This window comes from Frateuria sp. (assembly GCF_035944355.1).
Lineage (GTDB): Bacteria > Pseudomonadota > Gammaproteobacteria > Xanthomonadales > Rhodanobacteraceae > Frateuria_A.
On record NZ_DASZBH010000004.1, the window covers coordinates 80,849 to 104,691 of the forward strand.

Below are 23,843 nucleotides of genomic sequence, written 5' to 3' on the forward strand. Positions count from 1 at the left end.
CTGCGCTCCTCGCCGTTGGGTTCGAAATGTCTACTCCCTTTTTAACCAAGATAGGACGCCGAGGAGGCTGGTCGTAGAGAGGTGGCGCTGGTCTGCTGTAGCCTTTCCCTGTCGATCAAGGTGTACGGCGTGCAGGCCGGCGGCGGTAGCGCCCTCATAGTCGCAACGCCAAGTGTCGCCGATCATGAGCACCTCTTGAGGAAGAAGCTGCAGGCGCCGGCAGAGGGCTTCGTAAAAGCCACCATCTGGCTTCTCAAAACCCACTTCGAAGGACATGCATGAAACGTCCAGTAGCGCTCCTAGCTGCGCTTCGATGGGACGCGCGTACGGCAGTGCGAGGTTGGATGCAACGGCAGTGCGTAGACCAAGTCGCTTGAGCTCTTCCAGAACCTCCCGCGCTTCCGGGTAGGGCTGGGTGGACGCGAGCTCCGCTTGCAGGTCTTCATGGAGGATGTCCATCTCTCTGGCGTCAAGCGCCAGGCCGCAGAGGTGGGTCATCGCGTCCAGGTCGATCGGTTCGCACATGGGTGATCTCGCCAGCGGTAGCGCAGCAGCCTTTGCTAGTCGGGCATAGGGTCGTCGCTTGTCGTGTATCTCGACGAGGGTGCCGAATGCGTCGAATGCGACGGCCTTGATCTTATGTTGCATTCGGGTTCCTTTTCCTTGTTGGGGGGCGCAACCTTGCTGCGACAGCAGGCGTTTTACCGGTCTGGCACGTCTTCCGGTTTTAAATGGGTGTATCGCTTGAGCGTGGCCCAAGATTCGTGCAGCGTGAACTGAGCCACTTCTTGAATGCTGTGCCCACGTTCGAACAAGCGCGATGTCGCCTCGTGACGCAAATCGTGGAACCGCAGATCCTTGATGCCGAGTAGCTTGCAGGCGCGGGTGAAGGCCGCGCCGATCGACTTCGGGTTGTAGGGGAAAACGAGGTCGCTATCCGCAGGCTGGCGATGAATGATCTCCCAGGCTGCGGGCGGCATGCGGAAGCTGCGGCGGTTGCCGGCTTTCTGCCGCGGGTGCTTCACATCGTCGAGCCAGGCGATACCCTTTTCCGGCACGAGATCATGGCGCCGTAGGCGCGTGATCTCCTCCTGCCGTCGCGCGGATGCGAGGGCGAACTGCACTATGTCAGCCATAGGAATGCCGGCACGTCTGTCGCGTGACCGGAAGTGCTTCAGCAGCTTCTCTTCCTCGGCGGCGCTGACGCGTCGATCGCGCTGCTTCGATTTCTGGATCACCTTGCGGCTGCGAAGCTCGTGACGAGCATCGTCGAGCTTCGTGAGGTCCACGGGGATGCCGAGTGCAGATCGTGCCGACTTCAGTATCTGGCCAATCCAGATGAAGTCGTTCCCCACGGTGGCTGGGCCAGCTCCTTCATCGCGCCTTTCGGCGGCGTGTTGCAGATAGTCCGCGACCGAGAGGTTGGCGGCCCTCTTCGCTGCTATGGGATAACCACGAAGTCGGTTGAGATCCGCTTCCTTGGTTCTGCCCCAGTTCGCGGACGCTTTGACTTCAGCGATGTACCAGGCGACGAGCTCCTTGAGGGTGTGGCGTACGCCTAACGGCTCGCCGCGGGCACGTTGCTGATCTAGTTCTGACTCGCGCCGTCGCAGCCACTCCGTAGCGAGCGCTTTCTTTCCGAAGGTCTGCGCCTCGGTGTGCACCAAGGCGCCATCGCGCTTGAGCCTGATTTGCGCGGTGTACCCTATTGAGCCGTTGCTTCGACGGCGCTGCACGATAGTGCCCATAAGACGGTGCTACATGGCCAAGTGTGTAGCAATTATCGTAGCACTGTAGTACTCAAAACACTCGAAAATTGCCAGAAATGCTCGAAAACGCGACCGCTCCAGATGTCCAGAAAAGCCAGCTGCACGGCCAAAAATCGCCAGATTCGAGCGATTGGCGCATCTGCGTCGCCCCGATGATGGACTGGACGGACCGGCACTGCCGTTATTTCCACCGCATCCTGTCGGCGCATGCGCGCCTGTATACCGAGATGGTCACCAGCGCCGCACTGGTGCGTGGCGGGCAGTTGCGCCTGCTCGAACACAGCCAGCAGGAGCATCCGGTGGCGCTGCAACTGGGCGGCAGCGAGCCGCCGGAGCTGGCGCAGGCCGCGCGGCTGGGCGCTCAGGCGGGCTACGACGAGATCAATCTCAACGTAGGCTGCCCATCCGATCGCGTGCAGTCCGGCCGCTTCGGCGCCTGCCTGATGCGCGAGCCCGCGCTGGTGGCCGACTGCGTCAAGGCCATGCGCGATGCGGTGGACGTGCCGGTGACGGTGAAGTGTCGCATCGGGGTGGACGATCAGGACGACTACGCCGATCTGCAGCGCTTCACCGAAAGCATGCTCGAGGCGGGCGTCGAGCTACTGGTGGTGCATGCCCGCAAGGCCTGGCTCAAGGGCCTGAGCCCGAAGGAGAACCGTGAGATCCCGCCGCTGGATTACGCGCGCGTCTACCGCCTCAAGCGCGAGTTTCCGCAGCTCGTCGTGGTGATCAACGGTGGCATCACCACGGTGGAGGCGGTGCGTTCGCACCTGGCGCACGTGGACGGGGTGATGCTGGGGCGGGCCGCCTACCACGATCCCTACCTGCTCGCGCATCTGGAAGCGGCCCTGTACGGCGCTCCGCTGCCCACGCGCGAGGAAGTGCTCGGCCACCTGCGTTCCTACGTCGAAGCCGAGCTCAGGCGCGGCACGGCGCTCAAGCACATCAGCCGGCACCTGCTGGGCCTGTACCAGGGCGAACCCGGGGCGCGCAGCTTCCGGCGCGTGCTGAGCGAGGGCGCGCACTTGCCCGGTGCGGGCTGGAGCCTGCTCGAGCGAGCCGCCAGCGGCCGCCGGGAGGCAGCGTGATCACCCGCAGGTCGACCACGAGCGGCCTGCTCGCACGGCATCCGGTCAACGGGCAGGGTGGCGGGTGTGCGGGCGGCCTCCGTCCGGGGATTGTTCAGGCCCGCTTGCCTAGGCTGGCATCCATTTGGACGTGGGTCACCGCCGTGCCGACGATGTTCTCCCGACTGCTGCTGGCCTGCCTGCCCGCGTTGCTGCTTGCCGCGCCCGTGCAGGCACCGGCCCAGGAGAGGGCGTCGCTGACGCTGGAGGAGGCGGTGGCCAAGGTGCAACAGGAGACCGGCGGTAAGATATTGTCCGCCGACCCGCGCCGGCTCGGCCGCCGGACCGAGTACCGCATCAAGGTGCTCACCCCGGAAGGGCACGTGCGGGTCATAGCGATTTCGTCCGACGCACCGGCTGCGGGCGCGGGCAAGAACCCGGCCGGCAACGGCGCAGGCAACAAGGAGAAACACTGATGCGCATCCTATTGGTCGAGGACGAGGCGCCCTTGCGCGAAACCCTCGCCGCGCGCCTGAAGCGCGACGGCTTCGCGGTCGACGCCGCGCAGGATGGCGAGGAAGGCATCTATCTGGGCCGCGAGGTTCCGTTCGACCTGGCGATCATCGACCTGGGCCTGCCCAAGATGTCCGGCATGGACCTGGTCAAGGCGCTGCGCGAGGCCGGCCAGCGCTACCCCATCCTGATCCTCACCGCGCGCGGCTCCTGGCAGGACAAGGTCGAGGGCCTGAAGCACGGCGCCGACGACTACCTGGTCAAGCCCTTCCACGTGGAGGAGCTGCTGGCGCGCATCAACGCGCTGGTGCGCCGCGCCAGCGGCTGGTCCAAGCCGGTGCTGGCCTGCGGCCCGATCAAGCTGGACACGACCGCGCAGACGGTCACCGTCGAAGGCAAGCCGGTCGACCTCACCAGCTACGAGTACAAGGTGCTCGAATACCTGATGCTGCACGCCGGCGAGCTGGTCTCCAAGGCCGACCTGACCGAGCACATCTACCAGCAGGACTTCGACCGCGATTCCAACGTGCTGGAGGTGTTCATCGGCCGCCTGCGGCGCAAGCTGGATCCGGACAGCGCGCTCAAGCCGATCGAGACCGTGCGCGGGCGTGGCTATCGCTTCGCCATCCCCCGCAGCGACGGCGACGACGACTGAGCTCCAACCCATGCTCCTGCGGCGGCCCCTGAGCACGCATGTTTTGCGCCGGCCGCCGGGCCGGGGCGGGCGCTGATCCGTGTACGCCCCTCGTCCGTTTTCGCTGGCCGCGCGCGCGGCCATCGCCACCGGCCTGGTGCTGGCCGGGTTCCTGGGGTTGGTGGGACTGACACTGTCTCGCGCCAACCACGAGAGCGCGCTCAACAATCTGCACGACCGCCTGCAGAACTATGTGGTCGCCTATCTGGCCGGGACCGAGGTGTCGCGCTACGGCAAGGTACTGCTGCCGGACGCGCCGCCCGATCCGAGCTTCTCGCGGCCCGGTTCGGGCCTTTACGCGGTCGTGCTGGGCGACAAGGAGTTCCGCTGGGAATCCTCCTCGGCGATCGGGCGCGACTTCAGCTTTCTCAAGGAGCTGGCGCCAGGCCAGAGCCGCTTCGTCGGCCCGGTCGATACGCGTATGGGGCGACTCTATTACTACGCCTTCGGCGTGGCCTGGGACGTGCCGGAGAAGAAGCCGCTCAAGCTCACTTTCATGGTGGCGCAGACCGAGGACCAGTTCGAAGGCGAGAACGCGGTCTACCGGCGCACCCTGGTCGGCATGCTCTCGATCCTGGGCGTGATGCTGATCGTGCTGCAGCTGTTGCTGCTGCGCTGGAGCCTGACCCCGCTGCGCAGGGTGGCCACCGACATGGCGCGGGTCGAGCGCGGCAAGAGCGACCACCTGGACAGCCAGTATCCGCTGGAGCTGACCGCGCTCACCGAGCGCATCAATGCCTTCATCGATTCGGAGCGCGAGCAGCGCACGCGCACCCGCAACACCCTGGCCGACCTCGCGCACAGCCTGAAGACGCCGCTGGCGGTGATCCGTTCGCGGCTGGAGTCGGCCGGCAACGAACCGAACCTGCGCGCCGACGTGCTCGACCAGGTGCGCCGCATGGACGAACTGGTGGCCTACCAGCTCGCCCGCGCCGCCACCTCCGGCCGGCAGACCTTCGCCAGCGCCGTGCCGATCGCCGGCCACGCCGAAGACCTGGTGCGCAGCCTGGAGAAGGTCTACGCCGCCAAGAACGTGCTGTGCGAGTTCGAGATGGACGAGGGCGCAGCCTTCTACGGCGAGCAGGGTGACCTGCTGGAGCTGATGGGCAACCTTTTGGAAAACGCCTTCAAGTGGGCCGGCCACCGCGTATTGCTGGTGGTCAAGGCACAGCCGCAGGCCGGCCGCCAGCGCCCGGGCCTGTGGCTGAGCGTGGAGGACGATGGTCCCGGCATCGCCGAGGACAAGATCGAGAAAGTGCTCCAGCGCGGCGTGCGCGGCGACGAGCGCGTGCAAGGCCATGGCATCGGCCTGTCGATCGTGCAGGACATCGTCAAGGCTTACCGCGGCGAACTGGTGGTCGATCGCTCGCCCGAGTTCGGCGGCGCGCGCTTCAGCGTGAACTTGCCGGCGAGTTGAGGTCGCCTGTGAAGCCCGCTCCCGCAGGGAGCGGCGTTGCCGGCTTACTGGATCGAACCGGGCAGCAGCGATTGCCAGCCCAGGCTGCCGTGGTGCCCGGCGCGCGGATGCGGCGTGGAACCGCCGCCGCCACCTTCGCTGGTGTCCGTATTGTCCACCGCCGGGTCGGGGGGAAGGCAGTCATGGTTGGCGCTGGATGGGTCGTTGCTGGCGCTGCCACCACCTTCGTGGCTGGCCGTGTCGAGCGTCGCATGCGGGGCGATCGGGTCCTGTGTGGTGACGCCCATGGCCGCGGCCGTACCCACGCCGGACAGCGCGAGCAGGCATCCGAACAGGCAGCGATTGAGTCCCATGGCGATCAACCCCTTGATCCACCAGCCAAGGGCCGGATCGTCGCAGAAACGTGAGGGTGTTGCCAGTGCCAGGTCCGGCGCGCCTGGCTGGGCGAGCGGCCGGAGGGAACAGATAGAATCGGCCGATGCGCGCGATCTATTCCATCTCCGCCCGGCTCGCCGGCTCCGCCCCGGGAGTGGCCGGCTGATGCAGGCACGACAACTGCTGGCCGCCCTGGCCGCGGGCGAGGCGGTTTCCGGAGCCCAACTGGCCGAACGGGCCGGCGTCACGCGCGCGGCGATCTGGAAGCAGGTCGAGGCGTTGCGCACGCGCGGCGTGCCGGTGGAGGCCCGCGGCGCGGCCGGCTACCGGCTGCCCTGGCCGGTGCAATTGCTGGACGAGTCGCGCATCCGCGCGGCCCTGCCGCGCGCCTGTGCGTCCCGGCTGGGCGCGCTGGAAGTGCACTGGGAGCTCGACTCCACTTCCAGCGAACTGCAGCGGCGCCTGGGCGAGACGGCCGACCTGAGCTTCGTGCTGGCCGAAACGCAGACCGCCGGGCGTGGCCGCCGCGGCCGCAGCTGGCTGTCGCCCCCGGGGCTCAACCTCTACCTGTCCTGCGTGAAGCGCTTCCACCGCGGCTTCTCCACCCTGTCCGGGCTGTCGCTGGCGGTCGGCGTCATGGTGCTGCGGGCGATCGAGTCCTTCGACATCGGCGGCGCGGGACTCAAGTGGCCCAACGACCTGCTGGCGGCCGGCGGCAAGCTGGCCGGCGTGCTGGTGGAACTGAGCGGCGAGTACCAGGGGCCGTGCGCGGCGGTGATCGGCGTGGGACTCAACCTGCGCCTGACCGAGGCCTTGCGAGACCAGGCCGGGCAGCCGGCCTGCGACCTGGCCACGCTGGCCGGCGGCCAGCCGCCGGAGCGCAATGCGATGGCGGCGCGCTTGATCGCCGCACTGGCCGATGGCCTGCGTGAATTCGAGCGGCACGGCTTCGCGTCCTTCGTCGACGACTACGCCCGCCACGACTTGCTGGCCGGCCGCCAGCTCAGGCTCAGCGGCGCGCAGGGTCACTGCGAAGGCGTCGGCGCCGGCGTCGACGCGCGCGGCGCGCTGCAGGTGCGCCTGGCCCTCGGCGAAATCCGGTCGTTCGATAGCGCTGACGTCACGGTGCGCCGCACATGAGGCTGCTGCTGGATCTGGGCAACACGCGGCTGAAGTGGGCGCTGGAAGATGCCGGCCGCTGGTTCGCCGATGGCGCGGCCGCGTGGAGCGAGGACCTCGCGTTGCTCGGCGCCACCTGGCAGGCGCTGCCGAAGCCGGCCGCGGCGTTCGGCGCATCGGTGGTCGACGATGCGCGCGAGCAGGCGGCCGCCGCGCAGGTGCGCGCCCTGTTCGGGCTGGACGTCGTCTGGCTGCGCACGCCCGTAGCTGCGTGCGGTGTGCGCAATGCGTATCCCGAGCCGGCACGGCTGGGCGTGGATCGCTTTCTCGCGATGGTCGCCGCACGCGCTGCCGGCTCGGGCGACTGCGTGCTGGTCGGCGTAGGCACGGCGCTGACGCTGGACGCCCTCGCCGCCGACGGCCAGCATCTGGGCGGCCTGATCGCGCCGGGCCCGCGGCTGATGCAGCAGTCGCTGCTCGGCGCCACCGCGCAGGTGCGCCCGCGCAACGACGGCGTGCTGGTGGACTCGGCGGACAACACCGCCGACGCGGTGGTCTCCGGCTGCTGGCAGGCCGCCGCCGCGCTGGTCGAACGCTTCGTGGCACGCATGGCGCCACGCCTTGGCGGCACGCCCGCGGTGCGCCTGGACGGCGGCGACGCGGCCGGCCTGGCGCCCCTGCTCGACCTGCCCGCGAGCCTGGTCGAACACGGCGTGCTGCATGGCCTGGCGGTGTGGGTGCAGACACAATCGGGGGCCGCGTCCGGCCATTAGAATGACCCTGTCCAATGGGGGTCTCGATGTTCCTGCGCCTGCTCTTCGTCCTGCTGATCGCGCTCAATATCGCTGTGGGCGCCTGGCTGCTGCTCGGCCAGGACGATGCGCACGGGCGCAGCATCGCCGATCCGGGCGTGCCGGTGCTGCACCTGTTGTCCGAACAGACCGCGATGGCTGCCGGCGCAGGCAGTACGCCGGCGCCGCCCGCGACGGCGCCCGCGGCGGCCAGCATCTCCGCGCCGGAAACCCGCTGCCTGGCGATCGGCCCCTTCGCGACGCCGCAGGATCTGCGCAACGCGCGCGCCGCGCTGGCCGCGGCCGGTACGCGCATGCGCTCGCGTCAGGAACACACCACCGAGGCCCGCGGCTGGTGGGTCTATCTGCCGGCACCGGGCACCCGCGCGCAGGCGCTCGCACTGGCGCGGCGGCTGGATACCGCGCACGTCGGCGACTATTACGTGATGAGTTCGGGCGACCAGTCCAACGCGATTTCGCTGGGCTTGTTCAAGGATCCCGCCAACGCGCGCAAGCGCCGCGACGAAGTGGCCTCGGCCGGTTTCGCCGCGCAGATCCAGGAACGCACCGAGCAGGTGCCCGAGTACTGGCTGGACCTGGTGGTCGCCGACGGCGCCAACTTCGACTGGCGCGGCCGCGTACGCGGCGCCGGGGTCAGTTCGCACAGCGCCACCTGCTTCTGAGCGCACGACTTTGGGGAGGCCCGAGCGCTGAGGCGCCCTTCCAGCGCACCCGCATCCCGCCTGCTAGACTTTCTGCTCTTCCACGCCGGCATAGCTCAGTTGGTAGAGCAACTGATTTGTAATCAGTAGGTCGCGGGTTCGATTCCTGCTGCCGGCACCAGCCAAGCGGTGCGCGCCAGCGCGCGCAGGCGCCCATCGACGGACGAGGCAGCATGAGCGGCACGCAGACAGTGAGCTTGATCGGTGCACCTACCGACATCGGCGCCGGCCACCGCGGCGCCTCGATGGGACCCGAAGCGCTGCGCGTGGCGCGCTTGGCCGAAAAACTCGGCGCGCGCGGCCTGCAGGTGATCGACCGCGGCAACCTGCAGGGGCCGCTCAATCCCTGGCTGCCGCCGGAGGAGGGCTACCGCCACCTGGACGAGGTGGCGACCTGGAACATGGCCGTGCACACCGCCGTGCGCCAGGAACTGCAGGCCGGGCGCATCCCGGTGCTGCTCGGCGGCGACCACTCCCTGGCGATCGGCTCGATTTCCGCCGTGGCCGACCATTGCCGGGATACCGGCAAACAGCTGCGCGTGCTCTGGCTGGACGCCCATGCCGACTTCAATACCGCCCAGGCCACGCCGTCGGGCAACATCCACGGCATGCCGGTGGCCTGCCTGTGCGGCAACGGCCCGGACCGGCTCACCGGCATCGGCAACCACACGCCCGCCACTTCGCCGCACGTGTTCCGCCAGATCGGCATCCGCTCGGTCGACGAAGGCGAGAAGAAGCTGGTGCGCGAGGCCGGCATGCAGATCGTCGACATGCGCCACATCGACGAAATCGGCATGAAGCGCGCGATGGAAGAAGCGCTCGCCGACGTCGACGAGAACACCCACCTGCACGTGAGCTTCGACGTCGATTTCCTCGATCCGTCGATCGCCCCGGGCGTGGGCACCACCGTGCGCGGCGGCCCGACCTACCGCGAGGCGCAGCTGTGCATGGAAATGATCGCCGACACCGGCCGCCTGGGTTCGCTGGACATCGTCGAGCTCAACCCCGCTTACGACAAGCGCAACCAGACCGCCAAGCTGGCGGTGGACCTGGTCGAGTCGCTGTTCGGCAAGTCCACGCTGATCCGCTGACGCCGGCTGCGGCGCAACAGCGCAATCCACCGCGGCGCGTCCGCAGCGCCTATCATGGCGGGCTGGCGGCGCCTGCCGCGCGTTTCTCTTGCCATCATCCCTCGCCATGACCCGAACCCGCGTCCTCACCGGCATCACCACCACCGGCACGCCCCACCTGGGCAACTACGCCGGCGCCATCCGTCCCGCGATCGCCGCCAGCCGGCGCGAGGACGTGGATGCGTTCTTCTTCATGGCCGACTACCACGCGCTGATCAAGGCGGACGATCCCGCGCGCATCGCGCGCTCGCGGCTGGAGATCGCGGCGAGCTGGCTGGCCTGCGGGCTGGATCCGCAGCGGGTGACGTTCTACCGCCAGTCCGACGTCCCCGAGATCCCCGAGCTCTGCTGGCTGCTCACCTGCGTCACCGCCAAGGGCCTGCTCAACCGCGCCCATGCCTACAAGGCGGCGGTGGACAAGAACGTGGAAACCGGCGAGGACCCGGACGCCGGCGTCACCGCGGGCCTGTACATGTACCCGGTGCTGATGGCCGCCGACATCCTCGCCTTCGACGCGCACAAGGTGCCGGTCGGCCGCGACCAGATCCAGCACCTGGAGATGGCGCGCGACATCGCGCAGCGTTTCAATCACATCTACGGCAAGGACTTCTTCGTGCTGCCGGAGGTGCAGATCGAGGAGCAGGTGGCCACGCTGCCCGGCCTGGACGGGCGCAAGATGTCCAAGAGCTACGACAACACCATCCCGCTCTTCAGTGGCGGCAAGAAGGCTCTGCGCGAGTCGGTGATGCGCATCGTCACCGATTCGCGTCTGCCTGGCGAGCCGAAGGATCCGGACGATGCCTCGCTGTTCACGCTCTACCGGGCCTTTGCCAGCGAGGCGCAGACCGCGGCGTTCCGCCGCGCGCTGGAAGCGGGCCTGGCCTGGGGTGAGGCCAAGCAGGCGCTGTTCGACCTCCTGGAAGGACAGATCGCGCCTATGCGCGAGCGCTACGAGGCGCTGATCGCGCAGCCCGCGCACATCGAGGAGATCCTGCACGAAGGCGCCCGCAAGGCGCGTGCCATCGCTACGCCGAAGCTGGCGATGCTGCGCCAGGCCGTGGGCCTGGGCAGCCATGCGCCCGCGGGTGCGGTGAGCGCGGCCAGGCCGCCTGCCGAGAAGACCCCGCGGCTGGCCAGCTTCCGCGACGAGCAGGGCCGCTTCCGCTTCCGTCTGTTCGCCGGCGACGGCGAGGAACTGCTGCTCTCGCGCGCCTTCGACGACCCCAAGGCCGCGGGGGCCGCGCAGAAGCGTGTGAAGCAGCTGGGCGCCGCGGCGGCCGTGGTGCAGCTCACGCCGACCGCGCTGCTGCTGGAGCTCGACGGCGAACCGGTGGGCAGCACGCCCGAGTACGCCGACGGGCAGGCGCGCGACCAGGCGCTGGAGCGGCTGCGCACGGCGCTCGATCAGCTTGCCGGCGCGGCCTGAGGGACCGTCCCCGATGCTCCGTTATCTGGCACTGCTGCTGCTCGCGCCCTGGTTGCTGATCCTGGGCTGGGCCTATTTCGCCTACCCCAAGAGCCTGCCGCGCACCGCCGCGCGTCGGCTGTTCGACTGGGTCGCCCTGCTGCTGGCCGCCGTCGCCGCCGCGATGTGCGCCGCCTACGGTTTCGAATCGGCGCCGCCGCCGCAGGTGGGTGCCTTTGGCCGCGCCAGTGGCGCGATCTGGCAGCAGGTCTTGCCTGCGCTGCTCGGCTACGGCGCCTGCGTCGCCGTGCTCGCGGCGGCGATGCTCCTGCGCCGCCTGCTGTGGCGCCGCGCGCGCCGGTGAGCTGCTCCATGTCCTACGACCCGCAAACCCTGCTGCTGCAGCTGTTCGAACGCCATGACGTGGCTCTGGAACCGGACGAGGACTGGCTGCTGACCGACGGCGACTTTCCCGCGGTGCGCGCGCACTGGCAGGACGGCTCGGCGGGCCAGCCCGGCCGGCTGGACATCGACCTGGTGCTGGATGAGGAACGCCAGATCGAACTGAGCTACGCCGGCAACGGTCCCGGCCAGGCCGGCTGCCGCGATGCCCTCGAGCGCTTCGCCGCCGGCGACTTGGCCGTGCTGCTGGCCGCCTGCTGGTACGTCACCGACGATCGCAAGCTGGACCTGGCGCAATGGGAACTGGGCCTGCGCAGCTGGGATGCCTTCATCGGTCGGCTGCAAGTGGATGGCGCCGAGGCCGCCGGCCTGCCGGACGTCCGCGGCGCCATCGTCGAGGCGCTGAAGCGCGAGTCGCTGGTGCCGCGCATGCACTGGGTGCGGCTGTTCCTGCGCCGCGCGGCCGAAGGCACGCTGGCGGTCGAGACGCTGCTGGACAACGAGCCCTGGCCGGGCGGCGACCGCGCGCTGGCCGCGCTTCCCTGGCCGGCCGGCATGCAGGACTACAGCGTGCGCAGCCTGCTGGTGCTGGACCTGCGCGACTACTGATCGGTCGACCGCCGGCCGGCGAATCGCGCTCTGCTTCCCGGGCACGGCCAGCGACGGCGCCTGCGTCGGTCGCGCCTCTGCGTCAGTCCCAGCGGTTTACGTGGGGCCCGAAACGTTCGCGCTGCTTCTTCACGACGCAGAAGCGGTGGCCGGTGGGCGCCTGCATCACCCACCAGCGCTCCTTGACGTAGGCGATCGCGTGGGCGCCGAGCGCCTGCAGGCGGGCGACTTCGGCGTCGAGATCATCGGTTTCGATGTCCAGGTGCACGCGGCTTTCGTGATCGACCTTCTGCAGCAGGACGATCGGTTCGTCCTGCGCAGTGGCGAGGGCGGCGTAGCGGCCGTCACCGTCCTGGTCGGCATCCTCGACCGGCTTGCCCAGCGCGGCGCTCCAGAAGCGGATCGCCGGTTCCAGGTCGTCGAGCTGGCAGTCGAGCACGATGGTGCTCAGGCGGCTGTGGTGCATGGGGCCTCCCTGTGGGCAGGAATCCCAAGCCTGCGCGCGGGAGCGTGAAAAGAAAACGGAGCGCCCGGGCGCTCCGTTTTCGTGGGTCTGGAGAGCGAAAGGCCTCCCCCTCTCCCCAGCCCTCTCCCCCGGCAGGGCCGGGGTAGAGGGAGCGGTTGCGGCTAGCCTTGCCGTTCCCCGTTCCCCGTTCCCCGTTATTGCGGCAGCGCCAGGTCGTCCAGCAGCGCCTTGAGGAAGCGCGCCGCCTCGCCGCCGGTGGCGGCGCGGTGGTCGAAGGTGAGGCTGATCGGCATGCGCCGGTGCACCTCGATGCCGCCCATCACGGCGACCACGTCGTGGCTCAACTTGCCGGCGCCGACGATGGCCACGCACGGCGGCACCACCACCGGAGTGGCATAGCGGCCCGCGAACATCCCGAAGTTCGACAGGCTGATGGTGTAGCCGGAAAGCTCCGACGGCGGGATCGAGCGGTCCTCCACCTGCGCACGCAGACGCTGGATGCCGGCGCGGATGCCGGCGCCGTCCAGCACGTCGGCGTTGCGCAGGGCCGGCACGAACAGGCCGTCGTCGGTGTCCACCGCGATGCCGATGTCGACGTGGCGGTGCAGGGTGCGGGTGAGGTTCTTGCCGTCGAACCATGCGTTGAGCGCCGGCACCGCCTTGCAGGCGGCGACGATGGCGCGGATCAGGCGCGCGGTGATGTCCTGCTTGCCCAGCCAGGCGTGCAGGTCGGCATCGTCGACCAGCGTGGTCGGCACGACCTGGGCGTGGGCCTCGGCCATCACGCGGGCCATGTTGCGGCGCACGCCCTTCAGCTGCTCCGGCTGGCCGGTGACGGCCTGCGACGGCGGTGCGGTGCGCACCGGCTTGCCGGCCAGCGAGACCGGGCCGCGCTGCGGCGCCGGACCGGGCTCGGGCAGCTGCGGCGCCAGGTGGCGGCCGGCCGAGGCCGGCACCGCGCGCGCCGGCGCGCCGCCGAGCGGGGCGCTGCCGTTGGCGGCGGCGTCCTTGACGTCCTTCATGGTGACCACGCCCTCGGCGCCGGTCGGGCGCACCTTGGCGATGTCCACCTTGAGCTTCTTGGCCAGCGCGCGCACCGCGGGCACCGCCTTGACGCCGCCGATGCTGGCGGCCTGCTCGACGTGCACGGCGTTGCCGCTGACCATGGCGCCGACCACGGTGCCTTCGTCCTCGCGGTCCTTGCCGCCGGTTTCGACTTCACCGCCCTCGTCGGAGGCGACGACCTTGTTGCCGTCGTCCGGCGCCGGACTGCCGACGCTCTTCTTCGGGCCGTGGTGGTGGCCGGTGGACTCGGCCTCGGCGCGCTGCTTGGCGTTCGGGTCCGGCTCGAAGTCGGCCAGCGCGGCGCCGGTCTCGATCACGTCGCCGGCGGCGCCGTAGAGCTTGGTCACCTTGCCGGTGTAGGGCGAGGGCACCTCGACCACCGCCTTGGCGGTTTCCATCGAAGCCAGCGGCGCGTCGAGCTTGATCGTGTCGCCGACCTTCACGTGCCATTCGACGATGGTCGCGTCGGGCAGGCCTTCGCCGAGGTCGGGGAGGTGGAACGTCTTGATGTCAGCCATGGCGTTGTATCCGGGAATGGGGAACAGGGAACGGGGAACGGGGTGGGCTACCGGAACGCTGACGTTCCCTGTTCCCTGTTCCCCGTTCCCGGCAGTTCAAGAAGCGGCCAGCGTGCGCTTGGCCGCCTCGACCACGCGCTCGGTGCTGGGCAGGTACTTCATTTCCAGGCGGAACAGCGGGATGTGCGTGTCGTAGCCGGTCACGCGCTCGACCGGCGCGAGCAGGTCGAACATGCACTCCTCGGCCAGGCGCGCGGCGATCTCGGCGCCGAAGCCTGCGGTCTTGGGCGCTTCGTGCACGATCACGCAGCGGCCGGTCTTGGCGACCGACTCGGCGATCGTGTCGAAGTCCAGCGGCGTCAGCGTGGCGACGTCGATGACCTCGGCGCTGATGCCCTCGGCGGCGAGCGCGTCGGCCGCTTCCAGCGTCTCCTTCACCTGCGCGCCCCAGGTCACCAGGGTCACGTCGGTGCCGTCGCGCAGCACGAAGCACACGTCCAGCGGCAGCGCCTCGCCGTCGTCCGGAACCTCTTCCTTGTACTGGCGGTAGATGCGCTTGGGTTCGAAGAACATCACCGGATCCGGGTCGCGGATCGCCGCCAGCAGCAGGCCGTAGGCGCGCGCGGGCGAGGAGGGCAGCACCACGCGCAGGCCCGGGATGTTGGTGAACAGATGCTCGTTCGCCTCGGAGTGATGCTCCGGCGCACGGATGCCGCCGCCCCACGGCGCGCGCCACACCGCCGGTACCGTGATGCGGCCGCGCGTGCGGTTGCGCAGGCGCGCGGCGTGGCAGGCGATCTGCTCCATCATCGGGTAGATGAAGCCCTCGAACTGGGCCTCGGCGACCGGCTTCATGCCCTGGGCGGCCAAGCCAACCGTCACACCAGCAATGGTCGTCTCGTCCAGCGGCGTGTCGAGCACGCGCAGCTCGCCGAACTTCTCCTGCAGGCCCTGGGTGGCGCGGAACACGCCGCCGTTGACGCCCACGTCCTCGCCCAGCACGACCACGGACGGGTCGCGCGCCATTTCGTAGGCCAGCGCCTGGGTGACTGCTTCGATAAGGGTGATCTGTGCCATGGTCTTCAGTGGCCCTTGTTTTCAAGCGAGAGCGCGAGGTCGCGCTGCTTTTCCAGGTCGGCGGGGATTTCGGCGAAGGTGTAGTCGAACATCGCGGTGACCGGCTGGGTCTTGGTCTCCAGGTACGCATTCACCTCGTTGTCCATCCAGTCGTCGCACTCGGCCTTCCAGGCTTCTTCCTTCTCGTCGTCCCAGGCGCCCTTGGCCACCAGCCAGCTCTTCAGGCGCTTGACCGGGTCCTTCGCCCAGGCGTCCTTGACCTCCTGCTCGCCGCGGTAGCGGCGAGCGTCGTCGGCGGTGGTGTGGTCGCCCAGGCGATAGGTGACCGCCTCGATGACGCTGCCGCCCTGGCCGTTGCGGGCGCGCTCGAGCGCGTCTTCCATCGCCTTGCGCACGGCGATGATGTCGTTGCCGTCGACCTGGATGCAGTACAGGCCCGCGGCGATGCCCTTCTGCGCGAGCGTCGGCGCGCCGGACTGGATCTTGCGCGGCACCGAGATGGCCCACTGGTTGTTCACGATCACCGCGACCATCGGCAGGTTCTGCGCGCCGGCGATGTTGATGGCGCCGTAGAAGTCGCCCTTGGACGAACCGCCGTCGCCGATGGTGCACACCGCCACGCGCTTCTCGCCGCGGATCTTGAAGGCGAGCGCGGAGCCGGCCGCGTGCAGGCACTGCGTGGCGATCGGCACCGACCAGGCGAAGTCGTGGCGCGCCGGCTCGTTCTGGTAGTCGTTGCCGCGCTCGTCGCCGCCCCAGTACATGTAGACCTCGCGCGGCTGCACGCCGCGGTAGAGCTGCGCGCCGTACTCGCGGTAGCTCGGCGCCAGCACGTCTTCGGGCTTCATGGCGCTGCCGATGCCCACGTGCGCGGCCTCGTGGCCCAGGCAGCTGGCATAGGTGCCGAGCTTGCCGGTGCGCTGCAGCGCGATCGACTTGGCGTCGAACACGCGGGTGGAGAGCATCAGCTTGTACAGCTCGACCATCTGGTTCAGATCCTGCGCGAACGCAGGCAGGTCGTCGCGCACCTGCTTGCCCTCGGCGTCGAGGTATTGCAGGTACTCGATTTCAAACTTGGCGGCGATGGACACGACTCGCTCCCATGGAAAGTGGGTGGGGTGATGCTTGCGTGGGGAGGCGGCGGCCCATCCAGTGGGGCCCGGCGCGCGCTTTTCGTCCCGGAAAGACCGCGTTTGATAGCAGGCGGGGATGTTGCGGTGCAAGGTACGGTGCAACATGCGCCGGCGTGTGGAAACGATGCGGCCCGCCTTTGACATGGGTGTGACGGGCCTCCCGGTCCTGGATCAGGGGCCGCTGCGAAACGCGCCCGCTACCATATCCGCTTCGATCGAAACGAACGGACGCATCCATGGCCGAGAACCAGCGCGACCTCGAAACCGGCATCGAGACGGACCTGAACGGCAAGATGACCTACGGCGGCTATCTTCAGCTGGGCACCCTGCTGTCGGCGCAGCGGCCGCTTTCCGGCCATCACGACGAGATGCTGTTCATCGTGCAGCACCACGTGTCGGAACTGTGGATGAAACTGGTGATCCACGAGCTCGGGGCGGCGATCGGGCACCTGCAGGCGGACGATGTCGATGCCTGCCTGAAGGTGCTGGCCCGCGTGAAGCAGGTGCAACGCCAGCTGTTCGAGCAGTGGGCGGTGCTGGAGACGCTGACGCCCGCCGAGTACCTGGAGTTCCGCGACGTGCTCGGGCCCTCGTCCGGCTTCCAGTCGCTGCAGTACCGCATGATCGAGTTCATGCTCGGCAACAAGCACGCGGACATGCTCAAGGTGTTCGCACACGATCCGGCCGCGCAGGCGCAATTGGGCGCGGTGCTCGCATCGCCCAGCCTCTACGATGAGTTCCTGCGCTACCTCGCCCGCCACGGCCACGCGGTGCCGGCCGAGCTCGTCGAGCGCGACTGGACCCAGCCTTATCGCCGCCATTCCGGCCTGCTGCCGGTGCTCAAGCGCATCTACGAGGAGCGCGGCAGCTTCTGGCCGGAGTACCACCTGTGCGAGCAACTGGTGGACGTGGAGGAAAGCTTCCAGCTTTGGCGCTTCCGCCACATGAAGACGGTGGAGCGGATCATCGGGCACCGCCGCGGCACCGGCGGCTCCTCCGGCGTGTCGTTCCTGAAGAAGGCGCTGGAACTGGAGTTCTTCCCGGAGCTGCTGGACGTGCGCACGGTGCTGGGTACCTGACCGGCGCTCGGAAGGGCCGCCATTGACGCGGCGCCCTCGCGCCGGTTACACGTCTGCGATGGCGCGCGGCCAGCGCGCACTCATACTCGAGGGGAATCCATGAGCCAGACCGCCGACGCCGCACCGGCCGCGCCCGACTACCCGCAACTGCTCGGCCACCCGCGTCCGCTGTGGATGCTGTTCATGACCGAGTTCTGGGAGCGCTTCGCCTATTACAGCGTCAGCTGGGCGCTGGTGCTCTACATCGTGGCGCAGTTCTTCCACGGCGATCCGGCAGGGCAGGGCTGGGCCGCCGGCATCTACGGCGCCTACACCGCGCTGATCTACGCGGCCTCGATCTTCGGCGGCTACGTGGCCGATCGGGTGATCGGCTACCAGCGCTCGATCCTGCTCGGCGCGGCGGTGATGGCCGCGGGCCTGTTCACCCTGCTGCTGCCGAGCAAGCCGTTGATGATGCTCGGCCTGGCGCTGGTGATCGCCGGCGACGGCCTGTTCAAACCGAACATCTCCACCATGGTGGGCCAGCTCTACGGGCGCGACGATCCGCGCCGCGACCGCGGCTTCACCCTGTTCTACATGGGCATCAATGCCGGCGCCTTCGTGGCGCCGCTGCTCACCGGCTGGATGGCGGCCTATTTCACCGACACGCCGATGCAGCAGAACTACCGCATCGTGTTCGGCGCCGCCGGCGTCGGCATGCTGCTGAGCTTCCTGTGGTTCTGGTTCGGCCGCCGCGGCCTGAAAGGCGTGGGTCGTCCGCTGCCGGGCATGGAGAACCGCCTGCGCGTGCTGTGGGTGCTGATCGGCGCGGCCATCGCGGTGCCGGTGATCTACGCGCTGCTGGCCTACGTCGGCGCCGACGGCCTGCAGTGGCTGCTCGGCGTCTTGTTCGTCGGCGTGGCGGCGGCGCTGATCGTCGAGGCGATGCGCCACGACCGGGTGCAGCTGCACCGGGTGATCGCCATGCTGATCGTGTTCGTCTTCAGCGTGGTGTTCTGGACCTTCTACTTCCAGTTTGGCACCTCGCTCAACTTCCTGGCGGAGAACTGGGTGGACCGGCAGATGTTCGGCGGCTGGGTGTTCCCGGTCGGCTGGTTCCAGTCGGTGACGCCGTTGTCGATCCTCGTGCTTGCGCCGCTGCTGACGCTGGTCTGGGCAGTCCTCTCGCGCCGCAAGGCCGAGCCGTCGATCCCGCGCAAGTTCAGCTTCGGGCTGATCTTCAACGGACTGGGCTTCATCGTGCTGGTGTACGCGCTCAAGGCACTGCTCGGGCCCACCGGGCTGATCCCGTTCTGGCCGCTGGTGCTGTGCTACGTGATGCAGACGCTGGGCGAGCTGTGCCTCTCGCCGATCGGCCTGTCGATGGTCACCAAGCTGGCGCCGCCGCGTTTCGTCGGCCTGGCGATGGGCGGCTGGTTTCTTTCGCTGGCAGGTGGCGGCGATTTTTCCGGCATCGTCGCCAGCCGCATCAGCGGCGAGCACGGCATGACGGTCGCCTCGGCGCTGTCCGGCTTCAGCTTCTGCTTCTGGGTGCTGGCCGGTTCCGGCGTGCTGTTGCTGCTGATCTCGCCGCTGATCAACAAGCTGATGCACGGGGTGAAGTAGACCCCGCTACCGCGCCTTCCCGTGCAAGCGGGGAGGGCTCAGGGGCTCTCCGGCGGCATCAGCTTGTCGAGGATGCGCTCGAGCCAGGCCTGTTCCTCGCCGTCCAGCTTCGCCAGCAGCTCGCGCTCACGCTGGCGCGCCATCGGCGCCACCTGGTCGTGGATCGCCCAGCCGGCCTCGCTGAGGCTGAGCACCGAGCGGCGCTTGTCGCCATCGTGGGTGGCGCGGCTTACCCGGCCCGCTTCGACCAGCCGCGCCAGCGCGCGGCTGACCGCCACCTTGTCCATCGCCGTGCGTTCGGCCACCTCGCGCGCGGACAGGCCGTCGAAGCGCGCCAGCACGGCCATCACCCGCCACTCGGTCACGCCCAGGTCGAAGCGCCGCTGGTAGTCGTCGGCGATCGCCTGGCTCACCGTGTTGGACACGATCGACAACTGGTAGGGCAGGAAATGCTCCAGTTCCAGCGGCGCGTGCTCCGGCGAGGCTTGCTTCGGCGGGGCGTGCTTCAAAAGGACACGTTCGTCCGATGGACGGGCGGGTTGGCGCTTGGCGGGCACGGCGGCGCGGTTCCTTGCAAATGGTTTCATATGTAACTATAACGGTGTTCTAGCCGAATTCTTCGTGGCCACCGCGCACGCTGCGGATAGGGCCGCGCCGCCAGCTTACGTCTTCCGCCATTCCAGGAGAGCGCCATGAACGCCCAACCGAACCTCGGCATGCAGGTCACCACGTTCGAGAACCCGATGGGCATCGACGGCTTCGAGTTCGTCGAGTTCGCCGCGCCGGCCGGGCGTGGGCAGGAATTGCACACGCTGTTCCGCAAGATGGGCTTCACGGCGGTGCTCAGGCACAAGAGCCGGCCGATCACCGTGTACCGCCAGAACGGCGTGAACTTCCTGGTCAACGAGGATCCGGATTCCTTCGCCGCCGACTTCGCCGCCAAGCATGGCCCTTGCGCCTGTGGCTTCGCGATCCGCTTCAAGACGCCTGCCGAGGAGGTCTGCCGGAAGGTGCTGGCCAACGGCGGCGAGGCGGTCGATCACAAGGCTTCCAGCAAGGCGGTGAACGCGCCGGTGGTCAAGGGCATCGGCGACTGCATGCTGTACCTGGTCGATCGCTATGGCAGCAAGGGCGACGTCTACGACGGCGACTACGCGCCGGTCGAAGGCGCCGAACAGAACCCCAAGGGTTTCGGCCTGACCTTCATCGACCACCTCACGCACAACCTCTACTTCGGCAACATGCAGAAGTGGTCCGACTACTACGAGCGGCTGTTCAATTTCCGCGAGATCCGCTACTTCGACATCAAGGGCGCCAAGACCGGCCTGGTGTCCAAGGCGATGACTGCGCCGGACGGCATCGTGCGCATCCCGCTCAACGAATCGTCCGACCCCAAGAGCCAGATCAACGAGTACCTCGACGCCTACCACGGCGAAGGCATCCAGCACATCGCGTGCTTCACCGACGACATCTACGCCACGGTCGAGGCTATGCGCGCGCAGGGTGTGGAGTTCCTCGACACGCCCGACACCTATTTCGACGTGATCGACCTGCGCATCCCCAACCACGGCGAGGACGTGCCGCGTTTGCGCAAGAACAAGATCCTGATCGACGCCGATCCGGAGACCAAGCAGCGCAAGCTGCTGCAGATCTTCACCCAGAACAACATCGGCCCGATCTTCTTCGAGATCATCCAGCGCAAGGGCAACGAGGGCTTCGGCGAAGGCAACTTCCAGGCGCTGTTCGAGAGCATCGAACGGGATCAGATGAAGCGCGGCGTGCTTTGACGCTTTTGAGCCCCTCTCCCCCGGGAGAGGGGTTCGGGAGAGGGTACGGTCATGCCAGGACGCATCAACCCGCCGTTGCCGACAAGGACGCGCAACCGAGCCAGGTCGCTAAGGCAAGCAGGCACGGAGGCCGAACAGACCATGTGGTATCGCTTGCGTGCCAGCCGTCTGGATGGCTTCAAGTTCCGTCGGCAGCATCCCATCCCGCCCTATGTGGCAGATTTTTACTGTGAGGCCTGCAAGCTGGTCGTGGAACTGGATGGCTCGCAGCATGACGACCAGGTGGACTGCGAGCGCACGCGTTTCCTCGAGGCGAAATGCCTCAAGGTAATGCGCTTCTGGGATGACGAAGTACTGCAGCAAACGGACGCGGTGCTCGAGGCGATACTTCGCACCGCGCACGACCGGACCCTCACCCCCCACCCCTCTCCCGAAGGGAGAGGGGCTCAAGAGCGAAAAGCGATGAGCGCCATGCAATCGAGCGGTTATCAATCCGGCTTCGCCAACGAATTCGCCACCGAGGCGATCCCCGGCACCCTCCCCGAGGGACAGAACTCGCCGCAGCGCGTGGCCCACGGGCTTTACGCCGAGCAGCTCTCCGGCACGGCCTTCACCGCGCCGCGGCATCAGAACCGCCGCAGCTGGCTCTACCGCATCCGTCCGGCGGCAGTGCACGCGCCGTTCGAGCCGCTGGCGCACGAACGTTTCCACAACCGTTTCGACGAGGCGCCGGCCACGCCCAACCAACTGCGCTGGGATCCGCTGCCGAGCCCCACGCAGCCCACCGACTTCGTCGACGGCCTGGTCACCGTCGCCGGCAACGGCGGCCCGGCCGAGCAGGCGGGCATCGGCATCCACCTGTACGCGGCCAACCGTTCGATGCAGGGCCGCTTCTTCTACGACGCCGACGGCGAGCTGTTGATCGTGCCGCAGCAGGGCCGCCTGCGCATCGCCACGGAGCTCGGCCTGATCGAACTGGAGCCGCAGGAGATCGCGGTGATCCCGCGCGGCGTGCGCTTCCGCGTCGATCTGTCCGATGCCGAGGCGCGCGGCTACGTCTGCGAGAACTTCGGCGCGCTGCTGCGCCTGCCCGAGCTCGGCCCCATCGGTTCGAACTGCCTGGCCAACGCGCGCGACTTCCTCACCCCTTGCGCGGCCTATGAGGACGTGGAGGGCGATTTCCGCCTCGTCGCCAAGTTCCAGGGTGCGCTGTGGCAGGCCAAGATCGGCCATTCGCCGCTGGATGTGGTCGGCTGGCACGGCAACTACGCGCCCTACAAATACGACCTGCGCCGCTTCAACACGATCGGCTCGATCAGCTACGACCATCCCGACCCGTCGATCTTCACCGTGCTCACCTCGCCCAGCGACACGCCGGGCACGGCCAACGTCGACCTGGCGATCTTCCCGCCGCGCTGGCTGGTGGCGCAGCACACCTTCCGCCCGCCCTGGTTCCACCGCAACGTGGCCAGCGAGTTCATGGGCCTGATCACCGGCGTGTACGACGCCAAGGCCGAAGGCTTCGTGCCGGGCGGCGCGTCCCTGCACAACTGCATGAGTGGCCACGGGCCCGATGCGGCCACCTTCGAGAAGGCCTCGAACGCGGATCTTTCCAAGCCCGACGTGATCGGCGGCACCATGGCCTTCATGTTCGAGACGCGCAAGGTGATCCGGCCGACGCGCCAGGCGCTGGAGTCGCCGCAGCTGCAGAAGAATTACTACCAGTGCTGGCAGGGCATCGCGCGGCACTTCGCGCCGCCGCAGGCCTGAACTTTTCCGCAGGAGAACCCGATGAAGCTCGCAAGTCTCAAGGAAGGCGGCCGCGACGGCACGCTGATCGTGGTCAGCCGCGACCTGAAGCGCGCGGTCAAGGCCGGCGCCATCGCGCCCACGCTGCAGGCTGCGCTGGATGACTGGTCCAACGCCGCGCCGCGGCTCAATGCATTGTTCGACGAGCTCAATGCCGGCAAGGCCGCGGGGGCCTTCGAGCTGGACGTGTCGGCGCTTGCCGCGCCGCTGCCGCGCGCCTATGAATTCGTCGACGGTTCGGCCTACCTGCCGCACGTGGAGCGCGTGCGCCGCGCGCGCGGCGCCGAGGTGCCGGCGAGCTTCTACACCGACCCGCTGATGTACCAGGCCACCAGCGCGGGCTTCCTCGGGCCGCGCGATCCGGTGGTGGTGCCCAGCGAGGATTTCGGCATCGATCTGGAGGCCGAGGTGATCGTGGTCACCGACGACGTGCCGATGGCGACCACGCCCGAGCAGGCCTCCGCACACATCCAGCTGGTCGGCCTGGTCAACGACGTCTCGCTGCGCGGCCTGATTCCCAACGAGCTGGCCAAGGGCTTCGGCTTCCTGCAGTCCAAGCCGCGTTCGGCGCTCTCGCCGGTACTGGTCACGCCGGATGAGCTGGGCGAGTACTGGAAGGACGACAAGCTGCACCTGCCCATGCGCACCTGGCTCAACGGCCAGTGGTTCGGCGAGGCCGAATGCGGCGTGGACATGCAGTTCAGCTTCGCGCAGCTGGTGGCGCACGTGGCCAGGACGCGCCCGCTCACCGCCGGCACGATCGTGGGCTCGGGCACCATCGCCAACCAGGACACCGGCAAGGGGGCCTCCTGCCTGGCCGAGCAGCGCACCGTGGAAACCCTGCGCGACGGCAAGCCGAGCACGCCGTTCCTGAAGTTCGGCGATTCGCTGCGGATCGAGGTCACCGACGCCGACGGGGCTTCGATCTTCGGCGCCATCGAACAAATCGTCACGCCGCTGTCGGCATGATCGACGCCACCCAGGCGCACAGGCGCCTGGGTGGTCCCGGTCCGCCGGGCATCGTCCATCGAAGGAGCCTGCCGATGCCGCACCCTTTCTCCGTTCTCGTCGCCGGCGCCACCGCGCCCTTGCTGGGCCTGGCGATCCATGCCGCTCCAGCCCAGGCCCTCGGCCACGCGGCCGCCCACGCAGCAGCGGCATTGCCGCACAACCTGTGTGCCTCGTGCCATGGCGGCGGGAACGTGGTGTCGTCCGCCGATGCGCTCGATGCGCGAGATCTGACGGCGGCGCGGATCTATCTGGAGGGTGCGGTGCGGGGTTGAGCCTTCCG

At 68.4% G+C, this 23,843-nt stretch carries 25 protein-coding genes, 1 tRNA gene and 1 pseudogene; 19 read left to right on the plus strand and 8 right to left on the minus strand.

Annotated elements, in window-relative coordinates:
* Positions 1-30 precede the first annotated feature (30 nt).
* Together VGU03_RS01565 and VGU03_RS01570 are read right to left on the minus strand one after the other, a co-directional pair.
* Positions 31-648: an HAD family hydrolase gene (locus VGU03_RS01565; protein WP_327478029.1), complete on the minus strand. Its 618-nt coding sequence runs from the start codon at positions 646-648 to the stop codon at positions 31-33.
* A 53-nt stretch (positions 649-701) separates the two neighbouring features.
* A complete protein-coding gene (locus tag VGU03_RS01570; protein WP_327478031.1) occupies positions 702-1,748 on the minus strand; it encodes a site-specific integrase in 1,047 nt (348 codons plus the stop codon).
* Between the two features lie 77 nt (positions 1,749-1,825).
* Here VGU03_RS01570 and dusA point away from each other — a divergent pair, with 77 nt between their 5' ends.
* The 4 genes from dusA to VGU03_RS01590 all read left to right on the plus strand — a co-directional run bounded on the left by dusA (position 1,826) and on the right by VGU03_RS01590 (position 5,460).
* Entirely contained in the window at positions 1,826-2,857 is a 1,032-nt protein-coding gene (gene dusA, locus VGU03_RS01575) for a tRNA dihydrouridine(20/20a) synthase DusA (protein ID WP_327478033.1), read from the plus strand.
* 152 nt (positions 2,858-3,009) lie between these two features.
* The gene (locus tag VGU03_RS01580; RefSeq protein ID WP_327478035.1) at positions 3,010-3,312 is read left to right on the plus strand and encodes a hypothetical protein; all 303 of its coding nucleotides are present in this window, start codon (positions 3,010-3,012) and stop codon (positions 3,310-3,312) included.
* Complete coding sequence (locus VGU03_RS01585; protein WP_327476245.1) at positions 3,312-4,004, plus strand: response regulator transcription factor; 693 nt, start codon at positions 3,312-3,314, stop codon at positions 4,002-4,004. Before VGU03_RS01580 ends, VGU03_RS01585 begins: the two co-directional genes overlap by 1 nt.
* A gap of 79 nt (positions 4,005-4,083) precedes the next feature.
* Entirely contained in the window at positions 4,084-5,460 is a 1,377-nt protein-coding gene (locus VGU03_RS01590; RefSeq protein ID WP_327478037.1) for an ATP-binding protein, read from the plus strand.
* A gap of 44 nt (positions 5,461-5,504) precedes the next feature.
* Here the strand turns inward: VGU03_RS01590 and VGU03_RS01595 are convergent, their stop codons facing one another.
* Positions 5,505-5,813 carry a hypothetical protein gene (locus VGU03_RS01595; protein WP_327478038.1) on the minus strand — a complete coding sequence of 103 codons (309 nt, stop codon included), beginning with the start codon at positions 5,811-5,813 and terminating at the stop codon, positions 5,505-5,507.
* Positions 5,814-6,000: 187 nt separating this feature from the next.
* On the opposite strand from VGU03_RS01595, the gene VGU03_RS01600 reads away from it, so the two are divergent.
* From VGU03_RS01600 to VGU03_RS01635, 8 genes are all read left to right on the plus strand, one after another.
* Positions 6,001-6,975, plus strand: coding sequence for a biotin--[acetyl-CoA-carboxylase] ligase (locus tag VGU03_RS01600; protein WP_327478039.1), 975 nt, complete (start codon positions 6,001-6,003; stop codon positions 6,973-6,975).
* On the plus strand, positions 6,972-7,727 hold the full coding sequence (locus VGU03_RS01605; protein ID WP_327478040.1) for a type III pantothenate kinase: 756 nt from the start codon (positions 6,972-6,974) through the stop codon (positions 7,725-7,727). The genes VGU03_RS01600 and VGU03_RS01605 overlap by 4 nt, the downstream gene beginning before the upstream one ends.
* A gap of 26 nt (positions 7,728-7,753) precedes the next feature.
* Positions 7,754-8,428 carry an SPOR domain-containing protein gene (locus tag VGU03_RS01610; RefSeq protein WP_327478042.1) on the plus strand — a complete coding sequence of 225 codons (675 nt, stop codon included), beginning with the start codon at positions 7,754-7,756 and terminating at the stop codon, positions 8,426-8,428.
* 84 nt (positions 8,429-8,512) lie between these two features.
* Positions 8,513-8,588, plus strand: a tRNA-Thr gene (locus VGU03_RS01615).
* Positions 8,589-8,640: 52 nt separating this feature from the next.
* Positions 8,641-9,558 (plus strand): arginase, encoded by a 918-nt coding sequence (rocF, locus tag VGU03_RS01620; RefSeq protein ID WP_327478044.1) that lies wholly within the window; start codon positions 8,641-8,643, stop codon positions 9,556-9,558.
* Between the two features lie 106 nt (positions 9,559-9,664).
* On the plus strand, positions 9,665-11,023 hold the full coding sequence (locus VGU03_RS01625) for a tryptophan--tRNA ligase (RefSeq protein ID WP_327478046.1): 1,359 nt from the start codon (positions 9,665-9,667) through the stop codon (positions 11,021-11,023).
* A 13-nt stretch (positions 11,024-11,036) separates the two neighbouring features.
* Positions 11,037-11,366 carry a hypothetical protein gene (locus VGU03_RS01630; protein WP_327478047.1) on the plus strand — a complete coding sequence of 110 codons (330 nt, stop codon included), beginning with the start codon at positions 11,037-11,039 and terminating at the stop codon, positions 11,364-11,366.
* Between the two features lie 8 nt (positions 11,367-11,374).
* Positions 11,375-12,013, plus strand: a complete 639-nt coding sequence (locus VGU03_RS01635; RefSeq protein ID WP_327478048.1) for a DUF6348 family protein — start codon at positions 11,375-11,377, stop codon at positions 12,011-12,013.
* A gap of 82 nt (positions 12,014-12,095) precedes the next feature.
* On the opposite strand, the gene VGU03_RS01640 is transcribed toward VGU03_RS01635, so the two are convergent.
* The 4 genes from VGU03_RS01640 to pdhA form a co-directional block, all read right to left on the minus strand.
* Positions 12,096-12,479: a VOC family protein gene (locus tag VGU03_RS01640; RefSeq protein WP_327478050.1), complete on the minus strand. Its 384-nt coding sequence runs from the start codon at positions 12,477-12,479 to the stop codon at positions 12,096-12,098.
* A 194-nt stretch (positions 12,480-12,673) separates the two neighbouring features.
* A complete protein-coding gene (locus VGU03_RS01645) occupies positions 12,674-14,062 on the minus strand; it encodes a dihydrolipoamide acetyltransferase family protein (protein WP_327478052.1) in 1,389 nt (462 codons plus the stop codon).
* A gap of 96 nt (positions 14,063-14,158) precedes the next feature.
* The gene (locus tag VGU03_RS01650; protein WP_327478054.1) at positions 14,159-15,139 is read right to left on the minus strand and encodes an alpha-ketoacid dehydrogenase subunit beta; all 981 of its coding nucleotides are present in this window, start codon (positions 15,137-15,139) and stop codon (positions 14,159-14,161) included.
* A gap of 5 nt (positions 15,140-15,144) precedes the next feature.
* Positions 15,145-16,230 (minus strand): pyruvate dehydrogenase (acetyl-transferring) E1 component subunit alpha, encoded by a 1,086-nt coding sequence (gene pdhA, locus VGU03_RS01655; RefSeq protein ID WP_327478056.1) that lies wholly within the window; start codon positions 16,228-16,230, stop codon positions 15,145-15,147.
* 278 nt (positions 16,231-16,508) lie between these two features.
* On the opposite strand from pdhA, the gene VGU03_RS01660 reads away from it, so the two are divergent.
* Both VGU03_RS01660 and VGU03_RS01665 read left to right on the plus strand, forming a co-directional pair.
* Positions 16,509-17,351 carry a tryptophan 2,3-dioxygenase gene (locus VGU03_RS01660; RefSeq protein WP_327478058.1) on the plus strand — a complete coding sequence of 281 codons (843 nt, stop codon included), beginning with the start codon at positions 16,509-16,511 and terminating at the stop codon, positions 17,349-17,351.
* A gap of 99 nt (positions 17,352-17,450) precedes the next feature.
* Positions 17,451-18,956, plus strand: coding sequence for a peptide MFS transporter (locus VGU03_RS01665; RefSeq protein WP_327478060.1), 1,506 nt, complete (start codon positions 17,451-17,453; stop codon positions 18,954-18,956).
* Positions 18,957-18,994: 38 nt separating this feature from the next.
* Here the strand turns inward: VGU03_RS01665 and VGU03_RS01670 are convergent, their stop codons facing one another.
* Positions 18,995-19,465: a MarR family winged helix-turn-helix transcriptional regulator gene (locus VGU03_RS01670; RefSeq protein WP_327478062.1), complete on the minus strand. Its 471-nt coding sequence runs from the start codon at positions 19,463-19,465 to the stop codon at positions 18,995-18,997.
* A 183-nt stretch (positions 19,466-19,648) separates the two neighbouring features.
* Here VGU03_RS01670 and hppD point away from each other — a divergent pair, with 183 nt between their 5' ends.
* The 5 genes and pseudogenes from hppD (at position 19,649) to VGU03_RS01695 (ending at position 23,835) form a co-directional block, all read left to right on the plus strand.
* Positions 19,649-20,743 (plus strand): 4-hydroxyphenylpyruvate dioxygenase, encoded by a 1,095-nt coding sequence (gene hppD / locus VGU03_RS01675; RefSeq protein WP_327478064.1) that lies wholly within the window; start codon positions 19,649-19,651, stop codon positions 20,741-20,743.
* Positions 20,744-20,884: 141 nt separating this feature from the next.
* Positions 20,885-21,079, plus strand: a pseudogene (locus VGU03_RS15635) (DUF559 domain-containing protein); the annotation flags it as partial.
* A gap of 135 nt (positions 21,080-21,214) precedes the next feature.
* Positions 21,215-22,513, plus strand: a complete 1,299-nt coding sequence (hmgA, locus tag VGU03_RS01685) for a homogentisate 1,2-dioxygenase (protein WP_414655925.1) — start codon at positions 21,215-21,217, stop codon at positions 22,511-22,513.
* 21 nt (positions 22,514-22,534) lie between these two features.
* Positions 22,535-23,521, plus strand: coding sequence for a fumarylacetoacetate hydrolase family protein (locus VGU03_RS01690; protein WP_327478066.1), 987 nt, complete (start codon positions 22,535-22,537; stop codon positions 23,519-23,521).
* On the plus strand, positions 23,518-23,835 hold the full coding sequence (locus VGU03_RS01695; RefSeq protein WP_327478068.1) for a hypothetical protein: 318 nt from the start codon (positions 23,518-23,520) through the stop codon (positions 23,833-23,835). The genes VGU03_RS01690 and VGU03_RS01695 overlap by 4 nt, the downstream gene beginning before the upstream one ends.
* The last annotated feature ends 8 nt before the right edge of the window (positions 23,836-23,843 follow it).